At 70.4% G+C, this 16,097-nt stretch carries 17 protein-coding genes; 5 read left to right on the top strand and 12 right to left on the bottom strand.

The window, feature by feature from the left end:
- Positions 1-59: 59 nt before the first annotated feature.
- Positions 60-1,010, bottom strand: a complete 951-nt coding sequence (locus ABD732_RS03060) for a Ppx/GppA family phosphatase (protein ID WP_344780495.1) — start codon at positions 1,008-1,010, stop codon at positions 60-62.
- A 59-nt stretch (positions 1,011-1,069) separates the two neighbouring features.
- Here ABD732_RS03060 and ABD732_RS03055 point away from each other — a divergent pair, with 59 nt between their 5' ends.
- Entirely contained in the window at positions 1,070-1,912 is an 843-nt protein-coding gene (locus tag ABD732_RS03055) for a DUF3109 family protein (protein ID WP_344780493.1), read from the top strand.
- 19 nt (positions 1,913-1,931) lie between these two features.
- Here the strand turns inward: ABD732_RS03055 and ABD732_RS03050 are convergent, their stop codons facing one another.
- The 8 genes from ABD732_RS03050 to mshA all read right to left on the bottom strand — a co-directional run bounded on the left by ABD732_RS03050 (position 1,932) and on the right by mshA (position 9,255).
- On the bottom strand, positions 1,932-2,621 hold the full coding sequence (locus ABD732_RS03050; protein WP_344780491.1) for a winged helix-turn-helix domain-containing protein: 690 nt from the start codon (positions 2,619-2,621) through the stop codon (positions 1,932-1,934).
- Complete coding sequence (locus ABD732_RS03045) at positions 2,618-3,796, bottom strand: sensor histidine kinase (protein WP_425552969.1); 1,179 nt, start codon at positions 3,794-3,796, stop codon at positions 2,618-2,620. Before ABD732_RS03045 ends, ABD732_RS03050 begins: the two co-directional genes overlap by 4 nt.
- 254 nt (positions 3,797-4,050) lie before the next feature.
- Positions 4,051-4,380, bottom strand: a complete 330-nt coding sequence (locus ABD732_RS03040) for a GNAT family N-acetyltransferase (RefSeq protein WP_344780489.1) — start codon at positions 4,378-4,380, stop codon at positions 4,051-4,053.
- 38 nt (positions 4,381-4,418) lie between these two features.
- On the bottom strand, positions 4,419-5,162 hold the full coding sequence (locus ABD732_RS03035; RefSeq protein WP_344780487.1) for a phosphoglyceromutase: 744 nt from the start codon (positions 5,160-5,162) through the stop codon (positions 4,419-4,421).
- 7 nt (positions 5,163-5,169) lie between these two features.
- Positions 5,170-5,613 carry an ABC transporter permease gene (locus ABD732_RS03030; RefSeq protein ID WP_344780485.1) on the bottom strand — a complete coding sequence of 148 codons (444 nt, stop codon included), beginning with the start codon at positions 5,611-5,613 and terminating at the stop codon, positions 5,170-5,172.
- 5 nt (positions 5,614-5,618) lie between these two features.
- Complete coding sequence (locus ABD732_RS03025) at positions 5,619-7,223, bottom strand: AMP-binding protein (RefSeq protein ID WP_344780483.1); 1,605 nt, start codon at positions 7,221-7,223, stop codon at positions 5,619-5,621.
- Between the two features lie 113 nt (positions 7,224-7,336).
- A complete protein-coding gene (locus ABD732_RS03020) occupies positions 7,337-7,930 on the bottom strand; it encodes a type III secretion system chaperone family protein (protein WP_344780481.1) in 594 nt (197 codons plus the stop codon).
- Positions 7,927-9,255 carry a D-inositol-3-phosphate glycosyltransferase gene (gene mshA / locus ABD732_RS03015; protein ID WP_344780479.1) on the bottom strand — a complete coding sequence of 443 codons (1,329 nt, stop codon included), beginning with the start codon at positions 9,253-9,255 and terminating at the stop codon, positions 7,927-7,929. The genes ABD732_RS03020 and mshA overlap by 4 nt, the downstream gene beginning before the upstream one ends.
- A gap of 191 nt (positions 9,256-9,446) precedes the next feature.
- Between mshA and ABD732_RS03010 the strand changes: the two genes are divergently transcribed.
- The 4 genes from ABD732_RS03010 to ABD732_RS02995 all read left to right on the top strand — a co-directional run bounded on the left by ABD732_RS03010 (position 9,447) and on the right by ABD732_RS02995 (position 13,430).
- The gene (locus ABD732_RS03010; RefSeq protein ID WP_344781246.1) at positions 9,447-10,613 is read left to right on the top strand and encodes a cytochrome P450; all 1,167 of its coding nucleotides are present in this window, start codon (positions 9,447-9,449) and stop codon (positions 10,611-10,613) included.
- A 149-nt stretch (positions 10,614-10,762) separates the two neighbouring features.
- Entirely contained in the window at positions 10,763-11,764 is a 1,002-nt protein-coding gene (locus tag ABD732_RS03005) for a metal ABC transporter solute-binding protein, Zn/Mn family (RefSeq protein ID WP_344780477.1), read from the top strand.
- Positions 11,761-12,582, top strand: a complete 822-nt coding sequence (locus tag ABD732_RS03000; protein WP_344780475.1) for a metal ABC transporter ATP-binding protein — start codon at positions 11,761-11,763, stop codon at positions 12,580-12,582. The genes ABD732_RS03005 and ABD732_RS03000 overlap by 4 nt, the downstream gene beginning before the upstream one ends.
- The gene (locus tag ABD732_RS02995) at positions 12,579-13,430 is read left to right on the top strand and encodes a metal ABC transporter permease (RefSeq protein ID WP_344780473.1); all 852 of its coding nucleotides are present in this window, start codon (positions 12,579-12,581) and stop codon (positions 13,428-13,430) included. Before ABD732_RS03000 ends, ABD732_RS02995 begins: the two co-directional genes overlap by 4 nt.
- Here ABD732_RS02995 and ABD732_RS02990 read toward each other — a convergent pair.
- The 3 genes from ABD732_RS02990 to ABD732_RS02980 all read right to left on the bottom strand — a co-directional run bounded on the left by ABD732_RS02990 (position 13,377) and on the right by ABD732_RS02980 (position 16,057).
- On the bottom strand, positions 13,377-13,919 hold the full coding sequence (locus ABD732_RS02990; protein WP_344780471.1) for a DUF2599 domain-containing protein: 543 nt from the start codon (positions 13,917-13,919) through the stop codon (positions 13,377-13,379). The two genes, ABD732_RS02995 and ABD732_RS02990, sit on opposite strands and share 54 nt — an antisense overlap.
- An 87-nt stretch (positions 13,920-14,006) precedes the next feature.
- Positions 14,007-14,504: a DUF2599 domain-containing protein gene (locus ABD732_RS02985; RefSeq protein ID WP_344780469.1), complete on the bottom strand. Its 498-nt coding sequence runs from the start codon at positions 14,502-14,504 to the stop codon at positions 14,007-14,009.
- Complete coding sequence (locus tag ABD732_RS02980; RefSeq protein ID WP_344780467.1) at positions 14,501-16,057, bottom strand: carboxylesterase/lipase family protein; 1,557 nt, start codon at positions 16,055-16,057, stop codon at positions 14,501-14,503. Before ABD732_RS02980 ends, ABD732_RS02985 begins: the two co-directional genes overlap by 4 nt.
- Positions 16,058-16,097: the final 40 nt, after the last annotated feature.

Raw genomic sequence — 16,097 nt, 5'->3', positions numbered from 1 at the left:
AGCCACTCCATCCTGCTCGTCGCGCACGCGAAGAAGCTCTTCGCGGATATCGGACAATCCTAAGGGGCGATGGTCATCGGTCCGGCAGGCTCGCTGTCGAGCCGCCGCAGAATGACTCCTTCACGCAGCGCCCACGGACATATCTCGAGTCTATCCACACCGAGGGCCCGCATCGCCGCCTCCGCCACCAACGCACCGGCGACGATCTGCGGGGCCCGATCGGCGCTGACGCCCTCCAGCTCGGCGCGGTCGGCCGTCGTCATCCGCGAGATGAAAGCGATCAACTGCCGGATGCCGTCCTGGGTCACGGTGCGTTTGACGCGTGGGCCGGCGCTCGACGGAGCCGCGCCGGTGAGCCGGGCCAGCGAGCGGAAGGTCTTGGAGGAGCCGACCGCCAGGTGCGGCTTGCCCGGCGACTTGAGTTCCTTCGCGGGTCCACGGAGTTCGGCGTCGAGCCAGTCGCGCAGCACCGCCACCCGGCGGCGGTCGGGCGGATCCTCCTGAATCCATTCGCGGGTGACCCGCCCCGCGCCCAGCGGCAGCGAGATCGCGATGTCGGGTTCCTCGTCGACGCCGTTGCTCATCTCCAGGGAACCGCCACCGATGTCCAGGGCCAGGATGCGGCCGGCCTGCCAGCCGTACCAGCGGCGGACCGCCAGCGAGGTGAGGCGGGCCTCGTCGACGCCGCTGAGGACCACCACGTCCAGGCCGGAGGTGGCCTTGATGCGGGCCAGCACCTCGTCGGTGTTGGTCGCATCGCGCACCGCGGACGTCGCGAACGCCATGATCTCGCCGCAGCCGGACGAGGTGGCGATCTTGGTGAAGTCTTCGACGGTGGAGACCAGGACACTGGAGCCCTCGTCCGTCATCCGGCCGTCGTCGTCGATCTGCTCGGCCAGGCGGAGGACCGCCTTGGTGGAACTCATCGCCGTCGGTGCACCACCCGCCTGCGCATCCACCACGAGCATGTGCACCGTATTGCTGCCCACATCGAGCACTCCGAGTCTCACCGACATCAAATTACTGCGCGGGCGGCGCCGATGCGACCCAGGGACTACCGTGGGGCGCTGTGTCCTCCGATCACACCGGCGCACAGCCCGCGCCCGAGGTACCTCTCGACTTTCCGCGCGAGTGGTACGAGTTCATCGATCCCGCCGACCCCGAGCATCTGATCAGCATCGACCTGACCTGGTTGTTGTCGCGGTGGTCGTGCGTGTTCGGGACGCCCGCGTGCCAGGGCATCGTCGACGGCCGCGGCGACGACGGCTGCTGCACCCACGGCGCCTATCTGACCGACGACGAGGACCGGGAACGGCTGGCCGGCGGGGTGGCCATGCTGACCCCCGACGACTGGCAGTTCCACAAGAAGGGGTCCGGGGACGATCCGCTCGGTCCGCGCGGCTACCTGGAGGAGGGCGACCTCGACGACGAGCCGGCCCTCAAGACCCGCACCCACAAGGGCGCCTGCATCTTCCTGAACCGGCCGGGGTTCGCCGCCGGACCGGGCTGCGCCCTGCACGCGGTGGCGCTCAAGCGCGGGATCGAGCCGCTGACGGTGAAGCCGGACGTGTGCTGGCAGCTGCCGGTGCGCCGCGAACAGGAGTGGATCACCCGCCCCGACGGCACCGAGATCCTCAAGACCACGATCACCGAATACGACCGCCGCGGCTGGGGCGAGGGCGGTCACGACCTGTCCTGGTACTGCTCGGGCTCCCCGGACGCGCACGTGGGGGCGACGCCGGTCTTCGAGTCGTACGCGCCCGAGCTCACCGAACTGCTGGGCGCCGACGCCTACTCCGAGCTCGCCCGGGCCTGCCGGCGCCGCACCCAGCTGGGCATCGTCGCGGTCCATCCGGCGACCGCGGCCGCAACCACCCGCCGCACCACCGACCTGAAGTACGAGCAGCTCTGACCCCGGTGCCCCGCCGGGCTCACGGCTCGAATTTGTAGCCCAGGCCGCGCAGCGTGATCAGGTGCCGCGGGTGCGACGGGTCGGGCTCGATCTTGGAACGCAGCCGCTTGACGTGCACGTCCAGCGTCTTGGTGTCGCCGACGTAGTCCGCGCCCCACACCCGGTCGATCAGCTGGCTTCGGGTGAGCACCCGGCCGGCGTTGCGCAGCAGATATTCGAGGAGGTCGAACTCCTTCAGCGGCAGGGTCACCTCGTTGCCCGAAACGGTGACGGTGTGACGCTGCACGTCCATCCGGACCGGCCCCAGCTCGAGCACGCCGATGGCGGCATCGTCGTCGTCGGCCACCACTCCACCGCGGCGGAGCACGGCGCGGATACGGGCGATCAGTTCGCGCGCGGAGTACGGCTTGGTGATGTAGTCGTCGGCGCCCAGTTCCAGCCCCACGACCTTGTCGATCTCGCTGTCGCGGGCGGTCACCATGATGACCGGGGTGGACGATTTGGCACGGATGCCCTTGCAGATCTCGGTGCCGGACACCCCCGGGAGCATGAGGTCGAGAAGAACGATGTCGGGGCCGAGTCGCTCGAAGGCGGCGAGCGCCTCGGAGCCGTCGTTGATGATGCTGGCCTCGAAGCCCTCCTTGCGCAGGAGGAAGGCCAGTGGATCGGCGAGAGCTTCCTCGTCTTCGACGATGAGTACGTGCGTCAAGGCGTGCGTTCCTCCGCTTCTGGGGACTTCTCAATGGGGATGTACAGGGTGAACGTGGAGCCGGTACCGGGCTTGCTCCACAGTCCGATGTGGCCGCCGTGGCTGGCGGCGACGTGTTTGACGATCGCCAGGCCCAGGCCGGTGCCGCCGGTGGCGCGCGAGCGGGCCTTGTCGACGCGGAAGAAGCGCTCGAAGACGCGCTGCTGGTCCGCGGGGGCGATGCCCAGGCCGCGGTCGGTGACGGCGATGGCGACCATCGCGTCGTCGTTCACGTCCACCAGCTTGCGGCTGACCGAGACCACCTCGCCGGTCGGGGAATGGTTGATGGCGTTGACCAGCAGATTGCTGAGCGCGGTCAGCAGCAGCGTCCGGTCGCCGGGGAGCGTGAACCCGGACGGCTCGTCGCGGACCAGTTCGATCTGTGCCACCTCGGCGCTGACGGAGGCCGATCCGATCGCGTCCTCCACCAGGGAGTCGACGTCGACGGTGGAGAACTCCTCGATCCGGCCCTCTTGCAGGCGGGACAGCCCGATCAGCTCGTTGATCAGGTTGCTCATGCGCGTCGCCTCGTGCAGGACGCGGTGCCCGAAGTGCTCGACGGCCTCGGGATCGTCGCGCGACTCGAGCATGGCCTCGGCCATCAGGCTGATCGCGCCGAGCGGCGTCTTCAGTTCGTGGGAGACGTTGGCGGCGAAGTCTCGGCGGGTGGCCTCCACCCGCAGGTTGGTGGAGTCGTCGTCGCCGTACACCAGGGCGTAGCGAGAGGTGCCGTGCTCGGCGAGACGGACCACGCAGCGCACGTTCTCGATGGTGCGCGGCATGGTGCGGCCGGTGGAGACGAAGCCCATCGCCGAGATCGGCGGCACGAAGTCGAAGTGGCGGTCCACCCCGGTGGCGAAGACCTCGTTGACCACCTCTGCCACCGGATCGGCCAGCACGTCGCGGAGCAGGCCGAGTTCCACCGCGCGCTGGTTGAACAGGACGATGCTGTGGTCGGCGTCCACCACGGCCAGCCCCGATTCGGAGTGGGCGACCAGGAGGTTCAGGAGTCCGCCGCGCGAGACCGAACCGTCGGAGTTGAAGGTGATGGCACCCTCGTCGACAAAGGCCGGGCCTGCGACGCCGGGGGCGATTCGGTCAGCGGACGCGCTGACCCTACCCGTGGACTCGGACACAACCGGCAGTCTACGGCCAGTCAACCCGCGGGGGCGACTTCAGACGACCCGGTTCGAGCGCTGTTCACGAATCATTCTCCCGCGTGTCCGGAAGGTGAACGCCGCGGGCCGCCGAACCGGCCGGCCGGCCGCTCAGAGGACTCCCGCGCATTGACTTCGGATATGCGACTTCGGCCGAGTGCGCGTATTCGAAAGTGGTGCGCGGGCGACCCGAGTCGGTGCGCCTGCCCGATCGCCGAAGCTCGATCAGCGGGTCAGGAGCGGGTGGAGGAGACCACCAGATCGGAGTACTCGGGGTGCTTCTCCAGGTAGCGCACCACGTACGAGCAGACCGGAACCACCTTGTTGCCGCTGGCGCGCACGTCGTCGAGGACCTGACGGACCAGCTCGGCGGCGTAGCCGCGGCCGCCGAAGCGGTCGTAGACGACCGTGTGGGTCAATGCCAGATGATCACCGTCGGGATGATTGGGATCCCGCGTGTAGTCGATGTAGCCGACCTCGACCGGCGCACCGCCTTCGTCGATCTCCGCGTGGTAACGCTCCCGATCGGACAGATGCGTCACCGTGATAGCCCCGTCAGTCATACATCCAATGTAGCCGAGGGAACCGTTCGGTGCCCGGGCTACTTGGAGCCCTGAGCGGCCACCGCCGCGGCACCCGCGGCGGCGGCCTCCGGGTCCAGGTAGCGGCCGCCCGGGGTGATCGGGCGCAGGTCCTCGTCGAGCTCGTAGACCAGCGGATTGCCGGTCGGGATGTTGAGCTCGGCGATGTCCTCGTCGGAGATGCCGTCGAGGTGCTTGACCAGGGCGCGCAGCGAGTTGCCGTGCGCGGCCACCAGAACGGTCTTGCCGGCGCGCAGGTCGGCGGCGATGGTCTCGTTGTAGTACGGGATCAGGCGCATCACGACGTCCTGCAGGCACTCGGTCAGCGGCACCGCGATGCCGTCGTAGCGCGGGTCGCCGGTCTGGCTGTACTCGTCGTCGGGGTCGATGGCCGGCGGCGGGGTGTCGTAGCTGCGGCGCCACTTCATGAACTGCTCGTCGCCGTACTTCTCTTTGGTCTCGGCCTTGTTCAGGCCCTGCAGCGCGCCGTAGTGCCGCTCATTGAGGCGCCAGTCGCGCACCACCGGGATCCAGTGGCGGTCGGCCTCGTCCAGGGCGAGGTTCGCCGTGGTGATCGCGCGGCGCAGCAGCGAGGTGTAGAGCACGTCGGGCAGCAGATCGTTCTCCACCAGGAGTTCGCCGCCGCGCACCGCTTCGGCGCGGCCCTTCTCGGTCAGATCGACGTCCTGCCAGCCGGTGAACTGGTTGGAGGCGTTCCATTCGCTCTCGCCGTGACGCATCAGAATCAGCTTGCCGTTGCTCATGCTCTCATCATTCCACAGCACTTCCGGCGCGGCCCGGTGACCTGCGAGGCGACCCGATCGACAGTGCGGCGAGTACCGCCGCGCCCGTTGCCAGCGGGAAAGCACCCAGCAGGTAGCCCCAGAAATCTGACCACCGGGTGAGTCCCACGAACGTCAGGATCACCAGCAGCGCGACCGCCAGGCACGATACCCAGCGACGCATCGCGGCCGCGGCGAGCAACGGCGGCACGGCCAGGAGGAGCCCCAGGGCCACCGGCGGCCCATAGCCGATCACCGAGACGATCGAGTCGGAGCAATCGGCCCCGTGCGGTGCGCCGTCAAGCCAGAGGTCACCGGACTTGCCGCACGACATCGAGACGCTCGAGACGGGCTGGTTCGCGACCCAGACCGCACCGGCGACTGCGAGCAGGCCCAGCAGCGACCAGGCCGCCCGCAGCCACGCCGGACGCACCGCGGCTACTTGCGCAGATCCTTACGGAGAATCTTGCCCGAAGCCGACTTGGGCACCGCGGAGATGAACTCCACCTGGCGCACCTTCTTGTACGGGGCGACGCGTTCGGCGGTGAACGCCATCACCTCCTCGGCGGTGAGCTCGGCGCCCTCGGCGACCACCACGAAGGCCTTGGGCACTTCTTCGCCGTCCTCGTCGTGGGCGCCCACGACGGCGGCGTCGGCGATCTGCGGGTGGGTCAGCAGCAGCGCCTCCAGCTCGGCCGGGGGCACCTGGTAGCCCTTGTACTTGATGAGTTCCTTGAGCCGGTCGACGATGGTGACGCAGCCGTCGGCGTCGACGGTGGCCATGTCACCGGTGTGCAGCCAGCCGTCGGCGTCGATGGTGTCGGCGGTGGCCTGCTCGTTGTTGAGGTAGCCGACCATCACGTTGGGGCCGCGCACCCACAGTTCTCCGGCCGCCGAGACGCCGTCGGCGGGGATCTCCACGTCCTCACCGGTGCCGGGGTCGACGATGCGGTTCTCGGTGTTGGGCACCGCCCAGCCCACCGACGACAGCGGCGCCCGCACGCCGACCAGCTTCTCGCCGCGGTCGAACGGCATCAGGTGGCTGACCGGGGACAGCTCGCTCATGCCGAAGCCCTGCAGCATGGTCAGGTCCAGGCGGGCGGCGACGGCGTTGCCCAGTTCCGCATCGAGCGGCGCGGCACCGGAGAGCATGGTGTGGATCGACGAGAGGTCGTAGTTGTCGACCACCGGGTGCTTGGCGAGGGCGACGGCGACCGGCGGTGCGATGAAGGCGTAGGTGACCTTGTGCTGCTGGACCCCCTCGAGGAACTCGACCATGTCGAAGCGCGGCATCACCAGCAGCGCCGCGCGGGCCTTGAGGGCGGCGTTGAGCAGCACCGTCATGCCGTAGATGTGGAAGAACGGCAGCACCGCGAGCACCACGTCGTCGGCGGTCATGCCGTTGAGCGGCTCGATCTGGGCGACGTTCGCCACCAGATTGCGGTGGCTGAGCATGACGCCCTTGGGGTTGCCGGTGGTGCCCGAGCTGTACGGCAGCACCGCGACGTGGGTGGCCGGATCGAACTCGACCGACGGGGCCGGCAGCCCCGCGCCCAGCAGGTCCGCGGCGTTCGGATGACCGCCGGCGGCCTGGCCTTCACCGTCGAGGATGATCACGTTCTCGTCGGCGATCCCCACCGCCCGCGCGGCCTCGAGGGCCTGCGGGCCCATCAGCGAGATGGTGACCAGCAGCTTGGCCTTCGAGTCGACCAGCTGCTTGCCGATCTCGTTGGCGGTGAACAGCGCGTTGAGCGTGGTCGCGGTACCGCCTGCCCGCAGGATCCCGTGGAACACCGTGGCGAACGCCGGGATGTTCGGCGAGAGCACCGCCACCACGTCGCCGACCCCCACACCGCGCGCGGCCAGTGCACCGGCGGCCGCGTTGATCTGGCCGATGAGCTGGCGGTAGGTGGTGGTGGCACCGGTCTTGGAATCGATCAGCGCGATCCGGTCCAGATCGCCCTCGGCGATGGAACCGAACAGGTAGTCGTACACGCTGACATTCGGGATCTCGACGTCGTCGTACGGATTGCGAAAGCTCATGGACATCCTCCAGTTGTGGATAACGGCATAATCGTAACAATCTCTATTGTCATGGTTTCTGCGTCGCCGCGCGCTCGGTGGCAGCGGTCTCCCGGGACCGGCCGGCGATCGGGTCAGTCGATCTCCCCGCCTCCCGGAGAGGCCTCGTCCACCGGCGCCGGCGCGTCGTCGGGCAGCGGGCCGATCTCGGGCAGCTTGTCCGGATCGATCAGATGCTCGAAGGCCTTCAGGTTGGCCCGCGATTCGCCGCGGGCGGTGCGCCAGGCCCACTCGCGGTGGATGGAGGTGAGGAAACCGATCTCGAGGATCTTGTTGAAGTCGCCGTCGGCGGCCTCGAGCACCTGCCCCAGGATCCGGTCGATCTCGTCGCGGGTGAGGGCCTCGCTGGAGATCCGGCCGACCAGATAGATGTCGCCGATGTTGTCGAGTGTGTAGGCCACGCCGTACAGGCGCCGGTTTCGGGTCAGCAGGTAGCGGTAGACGGCCGTGTGGTTCTCGTCGGCGCGGCGGCAGACGAAGGCCTCCACCCGGACGCCGTGCACGCCCGCGGTCAGCAGCACGGTGGTCTTGAGTTTGCGCTCCCCGGGCAGTTCGACGATCACGTGTTCGGCGCGCGCGGTGTCTGAGGCCTTGCGCTCGTACTCGATTCCCGAGTCGGTGAGCGCGGTCTCCAGGGCCGCCAGATTGGTGGTCGCGGAGTCGGTCATCCTGCCATCCTCGGTCGATTCTTGAGCCAGCCCCGGGCGCGGCGGCGCCCCAGGGCCCCGCGCCGGGCCGGGCCGGACGGGAAGTGATCCATGGCCGCGGTGTACGAGGCCAGCAGCGCGTCGGTGGTGTGCTCCCACGAGAAGCCGCGGGCGTGCCCGACCGCGGCGGCGCCGTAGCGCTCCAGCCGCTCCGGATCGCCGAGCAGTCCGGCGAGCTCCCGGGTCCACACGTCGATGTCGTGCCCGGGGACCAGCCGTCCGGTGATGCCGTCGTCCACCGCGACGCCGAGCCCGCCGACCTCGGCGGCGATCACCGGTACCCCGCACGCCTGCGCCTCGACGGCGACCAGCCCGAAGCTCTCGGAGAAACTCGGAACGGCGACCAGATTCGACGCGCGGTACACCTGCGCGAGCCGCTCGGGCGCCTGCGGCGGGAAGAAGGTGACGCGATCGGCGACACCCATGGTCGCCGCCAGCTCCGCCAGCGCCGCCGGGCGTTCCAGACCGGTACCCGAGGGGCCGCCGACGATCAGCAGCCGCAGCCGGCCGGTGAGGTCGGCGCGGATCAGCGGGGCCATGGCGGCCAGCAGCACGTCGGGGGCCTTCAGCGGCTGGATGCGGCCGACGAAGGTGACCAGCACGTCGTCGGGATCGAGCCCAAGGGCGGCGCGGGCGGCGGCGCGGTCCCCCGGCAGGTAACAGTCCAGGTCCGCTCCCGGGACCACGACGTCGATCTTGTCCGGGTCGGCGTCGTACAGGTCGATCAGCTCGGCGGCTTCGGTGCGGGTGTTGGCGATCAGCCGGTCCGCCTCGGTGATCACCTGCCGTTCGCCGATCACGCGGCCCAGCGGCTCGGCGGTGTCCCCGCCGGCCAGCGAGGCGTTCTTCACCGCGGCGAGAGTGTGCGCCGTGTGCACCAGCGGCACCTTCCAGCGGTCCCGCGCGAGCCAGCCCACCTGCCCGGAGAGCCAGTAGTGCGAGTGGATCAGGTCGTAGTAGCCGGGCGCCTGCGCCGCCTCGGCGCGCAGCACGTTCGCCGAGAAGGCGCACAGCTGGCCGGGCAGATCGCGCTTGTCCAGGCCGTCGAACGGTCCGGCCTCCACGTGCCGGACCAGGACACCGGGGGCGGCCTGGACCACGGGCCGGTCGGCCGACGAGGTGGCCCGGGTGAAGATCTCCACCTCGACCCCGCGGCGCGCCAGGCGCCGCGCGGTCTGCCACACGTAGACGTTCATCCCGCCGGCGTCGCCGGTGCCCGGTTGCGCCAGCGGTGAGGTATGCACCGAGATCAACGCGATGCGTCGCGGCTGCAGTCCACCGGTCATGCAGCCAGCCTAATCACATGCCCGATCGTGCGCGGGTCCGCTCCCCACCCGATCGGCCGCCCGCCCCGGCCCGGTCGCCGACCGACCCGCCCGAACCGCTTCCGGCGTGCCCCGGCAGTGGGCACGATGGGGCGGTGGCCCTCACCGATTTCGTCCTCCGCAGCGGGCCCACCTGGGCCGATCCGTTCGGCATGTACGCAGCCCTGCGCACCGGCGACCCGGTCCACCACGTCGCCGACGGCGACTACTGGGTGCTCACCCGGCATCGGGACGTGATGGCCGCCGCCTCCGACGCCGAGACCTTCTCGTCGGCGCAGGGACTGACCGTCACCTACGGCGAGATCGAGGCGATCGGCATGGCCGACCATCCACCGCTGGTGATGCAGGACCCGCCCGCGCACACCGCGTTCCGGCGGCTGGTGGCCCGCGGCTTCACCCCGCGGCAGGTGACCGTCCTGGAGCCGCAGGTGCGGGCGTTCGTCACCGAGCGGCTCGACGCCCTCGCCCACACCCCGCCCGGCACCCCGGCCGACATCGTCGGCACGCTACTCAAACCGCTGCCGTCGATGGTGGTGGCCCACTATCTGGGCGTCCCCGAGTCCGACCGCCCCAAGTTCGACGAGTGGACCGAGGCGATCGTCGGGGCCACATCGTCGGGCGGCCCGGGCGCGGCCGCCACCGGCGCGGCCGCGGCCACCGCCGAGATGGCCGGCTACTTCGCCGATCTGGTCGACTTCCGGCGGCGGCACCCCGGCGAGGACACCGTCTCGCAACTGGTCCAGGCGGGGACGGCCGACGACGACCCGCACGGCCTGCTGTCGATCCTGGCGTTCACCTTCACGATGGTCGCCGGCGGCAACGACACCACCACAGGACTCCTCGGCGGGAGCCTGGCCCTGCTGCACCAGAACCCGGACCAGCGCCGGCTGCTGGTCGCCGAACCCGAGCGGATCGGCGACGCGGTGGAGGAACTGCTGCGTCTGACCTCCCCGGTGCAGGGGCTGGCGCGCACCACCACTCGCGCGGTGACCTATCCGGACACCCCGTCCGGTCCGGTGACGATCCCGGCCGGACGCAAAGTGCTGCTCTGCTACGGCGCGGCCAACCGCGACCCGGACGAGTACGGCTCCGACGCCGAACGGCTCGACGTCGGCCGCAAGCCGCGGAACCTGCTGACCTTCAGCCACGGACATCATCACTGCCTGGGAGCGGCGGCGGCCCGCATGCAGGCGCGAGTCGCGCTGACCGAGTTGCTGGCCCGGTTCGGCGACTTCGCCGTCGACCCGGACGGCATCGTCTGGGCGGCGGGCCACTACGTCCGCCGGCCCGCTTACGTGCCCTTCCTCCCGCACGGCTGACGTCGCCCCCGGTGTCCCGGTTCCGTGTCGCGGCGGACCGGAGGCGGACGGGTATTCATGCGCGGCGGCGTATTAGTTACCGGCCGCGACCGACCGTAGACTTCTTTCGGTAACGATTGTCAATAGTCTTCGGAAGGTCCCCCAGCCCCATGCGCACCTCCCCCAACCGCCGCGGCACACTGCGCAGCCTGGCCGCGACCACGCTGGTCGCGGCGACGGCCCTGGCCGCCGTCGCCTGCTCCTCCGACGACGGGCCCCGCGAGACAGATCACCCGAGCGTCGTCGCCTCCACCGACGTCTGGGGCTCGGTGGCCGCGGCGGTCGGCGGCGAGCACGCCGAGGTGACCTCCCTGTTCAACAGTCCCGGCGCCGACCCGCACGAGTTCGAGCCGTCGATGGCCGACACCGCCAAGATCGAGGACGCCGACGTCCTGGTCTACAACGGCGGGCACTACGACGCCTACGTGGAGACCGCGGCCGAGTCGTCGCGCGCGCTCCAGGTGAACGCCGCCTCCCTGCTGCCCGGCGGCGTGGAGAGCCTCGGCGGCCACGACCACGACCACGAGGCCGGCGACGAGGACGAGCACGCGGATGAGCACGCCGGTCACAACCACTCGCACGACGGGGCCAACGAGCACGTCTTCTACGACCTCGCCCTGGTGGGCCAGGTGGCCGATAAGACCGCCGACGCCCTCGCCGAGGTCTCGCCGATGAACGCGCAGTACTACCGCGACAACGCCGTCGCCTTCAACGAGGGCATCAGCGAGCTCCGCGGCCGACTGGCCGCCATCAAGAAGGCGCACGACGGCACCGACGTCGCCGCCACCGAGCCGCTGTCGTCGTACCTGCTCGACGAAGCCGGGCTGGTCGACATCGCTCCGCCGGCGTTCACTGCGGCCGTGGAGAACGGGCAGTCGCCGTCGGCCGCCGACGTCGCGACGTTCACCGATCTGCTGCAGAACCGCAAGGCCGCCGCGCTGCTCTACAACACCCAGGCCGTCGACCCGGCGACCCAGACGGTGCTGCAGATCGCCCGCCGGTCGAACGTCCCGGTGGTAGAACTGACCGAGTCGCTGCCCAGCGGCGTCACCGACTACCTGGCCTGGCAGTCGGCGCAGATCGAGCAACTGGAGCAAGCCCTCAACGCATGAGCGATCAGCCCACCCCCGCCGTCGAGCTCACCGACGCCACCCTCGCCATCGGCGACCGCCTGCTGTGGAGTGACCTGGACCTGAAGGTGACCCCCGGCGAATTCATCGCCGTGCTGGGCCCCAACGGCTCGGGCAAGACCACCCTGCTGCGCGCCATCCTGGGGCAGGTCCCGCTGTCCGGCGGGACGCTGAGCGTGCACGGCCGGCTCGGGTACGTCCCGCAGCAGCACGCCGACGACGCCGACACCATGGCGCTGCGCGGCCGGGACCTGGTGGGCTTCGGCATCGACGGCAGCGCCTGGGGCATCGGCCTGCGCGGCTGGCGCCGACGCACCCAGCGCGTGGACGCGGCCGTGGCCGAGGTGGGCGCGCAGGACTTCGTCGACCGCCCCTTCGGGCTGCTGTCCGGCGGGGAGCAGCAGCGGCTTCGGATGGCACAGGCGCTCACCAACGATCCGTCGGTGCTGCTGTGCGACGAGCCGCTGGCGAGCCTGGACTTGCGCAATCAGCGCACCGTCGTCGACCTGCTCGACACCCGCCGCCGCACCCACGACACCGCGATCCTGTTCGTCACGCACGAGATCAACCCGGTGCTGCCGTTCGTCGACCGCGTCCTGTACCTGGTCGACGGCCGGTTCCGCATCGGCACCGTCGCCGAGGTGATGAACTCGGCGACGCTGTCGGAGCTGTACGGCAGCCGGGTGGACGTGGCCGAGGTGGCCGGGCGCCTGGTGGTGCTCGGCGGCGACGGCGAACACCACCACTGCGCCGAGCACACCTACGACGACCACGACCCCACCTGGGTGATCACTCGATGACGACGGTGCTCGCCTCCCCGATGGGCGACTTCTGGAACTTCTCCCAGACCGCAGATCTGCTGTCGCGCACCTTCGTGCAGCAGTCGCTGGTCGCGCTGGCGCTGTTGGGCCTGGTCGGCGGCTTGCTGGGACCGATGATCGTGGCCCGGCAGATGAGTTTCGCGGTGCACGGCGCCGCCGAGCTGTCGTTCACCGGCGCCGCCGCCGCACTGCTGCTGGGGTTCAGCGTGAACCTGGGCGGGGTGATCGGTGCGGTCCTGGCCGCGGCGGTCTTCGGCTGGCTGGGCAACCGCGCCCGCGAGCGCGACTCGGTGATCGGCGTCGTGATGGCCTTCGGCCTCGGTCTCGGTGTGCTCTTCCTGCACCTGTACGGCCGGGCCGGCACCGGTTTCGCGCTGCTGACCGGACAGGTGGTCAGCGTCGGCAAGTCGGGGCTGGTGGCCGTCGCGATCACCGCGGCCGTGGTGATCGCCGTGCTCGCGCTGATCTACCGGCCGCTGCTGTTCGCCTCCCTCGACCCGCGGGTGGCCACGGCCACCGGCGTGCCGATGCGCCTGCTGTCGGTGGTCTTCGCGATCCTGGTCGGCCTGGCCGCCGCCCAGGGCGTGCAGATCATCGGCGCCCTGCTGGTGATGTCCCTGCTGATCACCCCGGCCGCCGCCGCGGGCCGGCTCACCGCGTCGCCGTTGCGTCAGGTGATGCTGTCGGTGGTCTTCGCCGAGATCGCCGCCGTCGGCGGCCTGATCCTGTCGCTGGCACCGGAACTGCCGGTGTCGGTGCTGGTCACCACCATCTCATTCATCATCTACCTGATCTGCCGGGCCGTCGGCATGCGCGCTCGCAGCTGAGCCGGGGTTGCAGGCGGTGGCGATCATCTCCAGCGGCCCCACCACCGGACGCCCGGGTTCCAGGTTCCAGCTCGGCTTGCCGGGCTCCACCAGCCGGGCGAACACCCAGTGGCAGTCGAACTGCGCCCGCATGCCCGCGGTGTTCCCGTCGGCGTCCAAGGCCAGCACCTCCCGCCAGGCCGCCTGCGGCACGCCCCAGCCGGTGACCCGGCGGCCCGCGGCCGTCGGATAGACCGGCAGGCTCGGTCCGGCCGGGGTCTGGGCCCACTCGACGCGGTCGATGTACGGGGGCGGCAGCGTCGCGGGCCACGGCAGGCCGGGAAACGACAGTTCCAGCGAGCCCGCGGCACGGTAGGCGTCCAACTCGGCGCGCTTCGCGGACAGCTCGTCGGTCGGTGCGGCTGCCGCGGGTCCGCCGAACACCCCGCCGCCGATCGCGAGGCCGGCGACGGCGAGAGCACAGACGAAGCCCCGCGCAGCATTCCGCATCGTGTCCCCTGTTCGAACGACATCAGATGACGGAATAGTTGCACAGGCAAACGACCCGTGGGCCCGATCCGCGGACTTGCTCGCGGGCTAGTTCTCCTCGGCGAAGCCGGGGTTGCAGCGAGCGGCGATCATGTCCGCATCGCTGACCACCGGGCGGCCCGGTTCCAGATTCCAGCTCGGCTTGTCCGGTTCCACCAGCCGCGCGAACGACCAGTGGCAGTCGAACTGGGCGCGCATGCCCGGGGTGTCGGCGTCCGGGCTCAGCGCCAGGACTTCTTCCCAGGCGGTGTCCTCGACGCCGTCGCCGCTCACCGTGCGGCCTGCCTGCGTCGGATGGATCTGCAGACTGGGGCCCACCTGCGTCTGCACCCACTCGGTCGCCTCGACGTACGGCGGCGGCAGGGTCGGCGGGGCCGACTCCTCGGTGACGGACGATTCGGCCGTCGAGGGCGTCGTGGGCGATGACACCGGGAGACTCGGCGAGCGGGTCGGCACCTCCGGGGCGGGGTCGTCGCCGCAGCCGACCAGGACCGCTGCGGCGGCCAGCAGCACCGCCGCCGCCCGCAGTGTTCGCCGGCGGCTCACGACCGCCGCAACTCCAGGTGCACGCGCTCCCAGGCCGCCCGGCGCGGCCCGTCCGGATCGAGTTCCACGCGCACCGGGTCGTCGATCACCAGCACGCGCCGGTCGGCGATGCTGTACCGCGGCCAGCTCGGCGCCGGTTCCCCGGTCCGGGCGAACCAGGTCCACAGCGACTGCATGGTGGCGGTGATGCGTTTGGTGGAGCCCCAGCTGCCCGCCAGCGCCAGACCGGCGCCGATCGGATGGCGGTAGATGCCGAAGACGGCCAGCAATTCGGTGGCGTGCGTGGCACCGATCCCGCTCGCCTTGAGGACCCGGACCGCGTAGTCGTACCGGTAGACGTAAGTCGGTGAATGCTTGGCGTGGTTCTCGGCGAAGATCGTCGTCGGAATCCAGAACACCGCGTCGGCGGCCAGCCGGACTTCGTCGCGGGTGCCCGGGTACAGCCGCGACAGTTCCTCGCGCACCTCCGGGTCGTGCACGCCGACCAGGTGGTGGGTCGGCTCGGGCAGGATGTTCCAGAAGCGCGCGAACAGCTCTCCCTCGTCGAGGTTGCTGCCGGTGATCAGCGGCACCCGGTGCGTACGTCCGGCCAGGGCCGCTTCCACCGGGGACTGCGGCAGATAGTCGCCGTCGATCACCGGGGCGAAGGGCATCGGATCCGACAGCTGCGCGTGCTTACTGAAGCTGAGCAACCGATTACCCGCGGCATGCAGGTCGTACGGGCCCGCTTCGTCGACGATGCGCGCCACCTCCGCCGCATCCAGGCGCGGCTCGGTGCGCTCGGGGCCGCTGCGCCGATCCGGGTCGACCACCTGGCGGAGGAATTCGTCGGCGAGGATCTCGGCGTTGTCGCGGTGCACCACCAGGTCGGCGGCCGGACTCTGCGAGATCGCCCGAGAGAACAGGCCCTCCGCCGCCGGGGTGGACAGCAGCGTCAGCACCGCGGCCCCGCCGGCGCTCTCACCGAAGACGGTCACCCGCTCGGGATCGCCGCCGAAGGCCGCGATGTTGCGCTGCACCCATTCGAGCCCGGCGACCATGTCCCGCAGGCCGCAGTTGGTGTCGAACGGCCGCTCGGGCGTCGAGTAGTCGCTCAGATCCAGGAACCCGAGCGGCCCGAACCGGTAGTTGACGGTCACCACGATCACGTCGCGGGCGCGGGCCAGGAAGGCTCCGTCGTAGATGGGCGTCGACGAGCCGCCGAGGATGTAGGCGCCACCGTAGTTGAAGACCATCACCGGGCGCGGGGTGGCCGAGACGCCGTCCGGGGCGAAGACGTTCAGGGTGAGGCAGTCCTCGCTGCGCGGCTGATATCGGCCGTTGCCGCGCGCGGTGAACAGCTTCTCCTGAATCGGGACCGGACCGTAGTCGTGGCACTCGAGGGTGTCGTCCCACGGCGTCACCGGCTGCGGTGCCCGCAATCGCAGCGGGCCCACCGGTGGTGCCGCGTACGGGATACCGAACCAGCCGATCGTCCCCCGGCGGCTGCGACGCCCCCGCTTCCCGTCGACCCGACCTTCGGCGGTAGCGACAAGGGTGTCCATCTGTGCCATGCACCCGACCCTAACGCCGCAGCGCCGAGCCGATGCCGCC

This window comes from Gordonia caeni (assembly GCF_039537105.1).
Taxonomy (GTDB): domain Bacteria; phylum Actinomycetota; class Actinomycetes; order Mycobacteriales; family Mycobacteriaceae; genus Gordonia; species Gordonia caeni.
The sequence above is the reverse complement of the archived record's forward strand: the minus strand, read 5'-3'. Positions and strand labels throughout refer to the sequence as shown.

Excerpts from the sequence above, each read along its gene's own strand:
- mshA (WP_344780479.1), bottom strand. The coding sequence starts at position 9,255 with ATGACCGGTGGACTGCAGCCGCGACGCATCGCGTTGATCTCGGTGCAT.
- ABD732_RS03040 (WP_344780489.1), bottom strand. The coding sequence starts at position 4,380 with ATGACTGACGGGGCTATCACGGTGACGCATCTGTCCGATCGGGAGCGT.
- ABD732_RS03005 (WP_344780477.1), top strand. The coding sequence starts at position 10,763 with ATGCGCACCTCCCCCAACCGCCGCGGCACACTGCGCAGCCTGGCCGCG.
- ABD732_RS02990 (WP_344780471.1), bottom strand. The coding sequence starts at position 13,919 with ATGCGGAATGCTGCGCGGGGCTTCGTCTGTGCTCTCGCCGTCGCCGGC.
- ABD732_RS03010 (WP_344781246.1), top strand. The coding sequence starts at position 9,447 with ATGTACGCAGCCCTGCGCACCGGCGACCCGGTCCACCACGTCGCCGAC.
- ABD732_RS02995 (WP_344780473.1), top strand. The coding sequence starts at position 12,579 with ATGACGACGGTGCTCGCCTCCCCGATGGGCGACTTCTGGAACTTCTCC.
- ABD732_RS03020 (WP_344780481.1), bottom strand. The coding sequence starts at position 7,930 with ATGACCGACTCCGCGACCACCAATCTGGCGGCCCTGGAGACCGCGCTC.
- ABD732_RS03025 (WP_344780483.1), bottom strand. The coding sequence starts at position 7,223 with ATGAGCTTTCGCAATCCGTACGACGACGTCGAGATCCCGAATGTCAGC.
- ABD732_RS03000 (WP_344780475.1), top strand. The coding sequence starts at position 11,761 with ATGAGCGATCAGCCCACCCCCGCCGTCGAGCTCACCGACGCCACCCTC.
- ABD732_RS03035 (WP_344780487.1), bottom strand. The coding sequence starts at position 5,162 with ATGAGCAACGGCAAGCTGATTCTGATGCGTCACGGCGAGAGCGAATGG.
- ABD732_RS02980 (WP_344780467.1), bottom strand. The coding sequence starts at position 16,057 with ATGGCACAGATGGACACCCTTGTCGCTACCGCCGAAGGTCGGGTCGAC.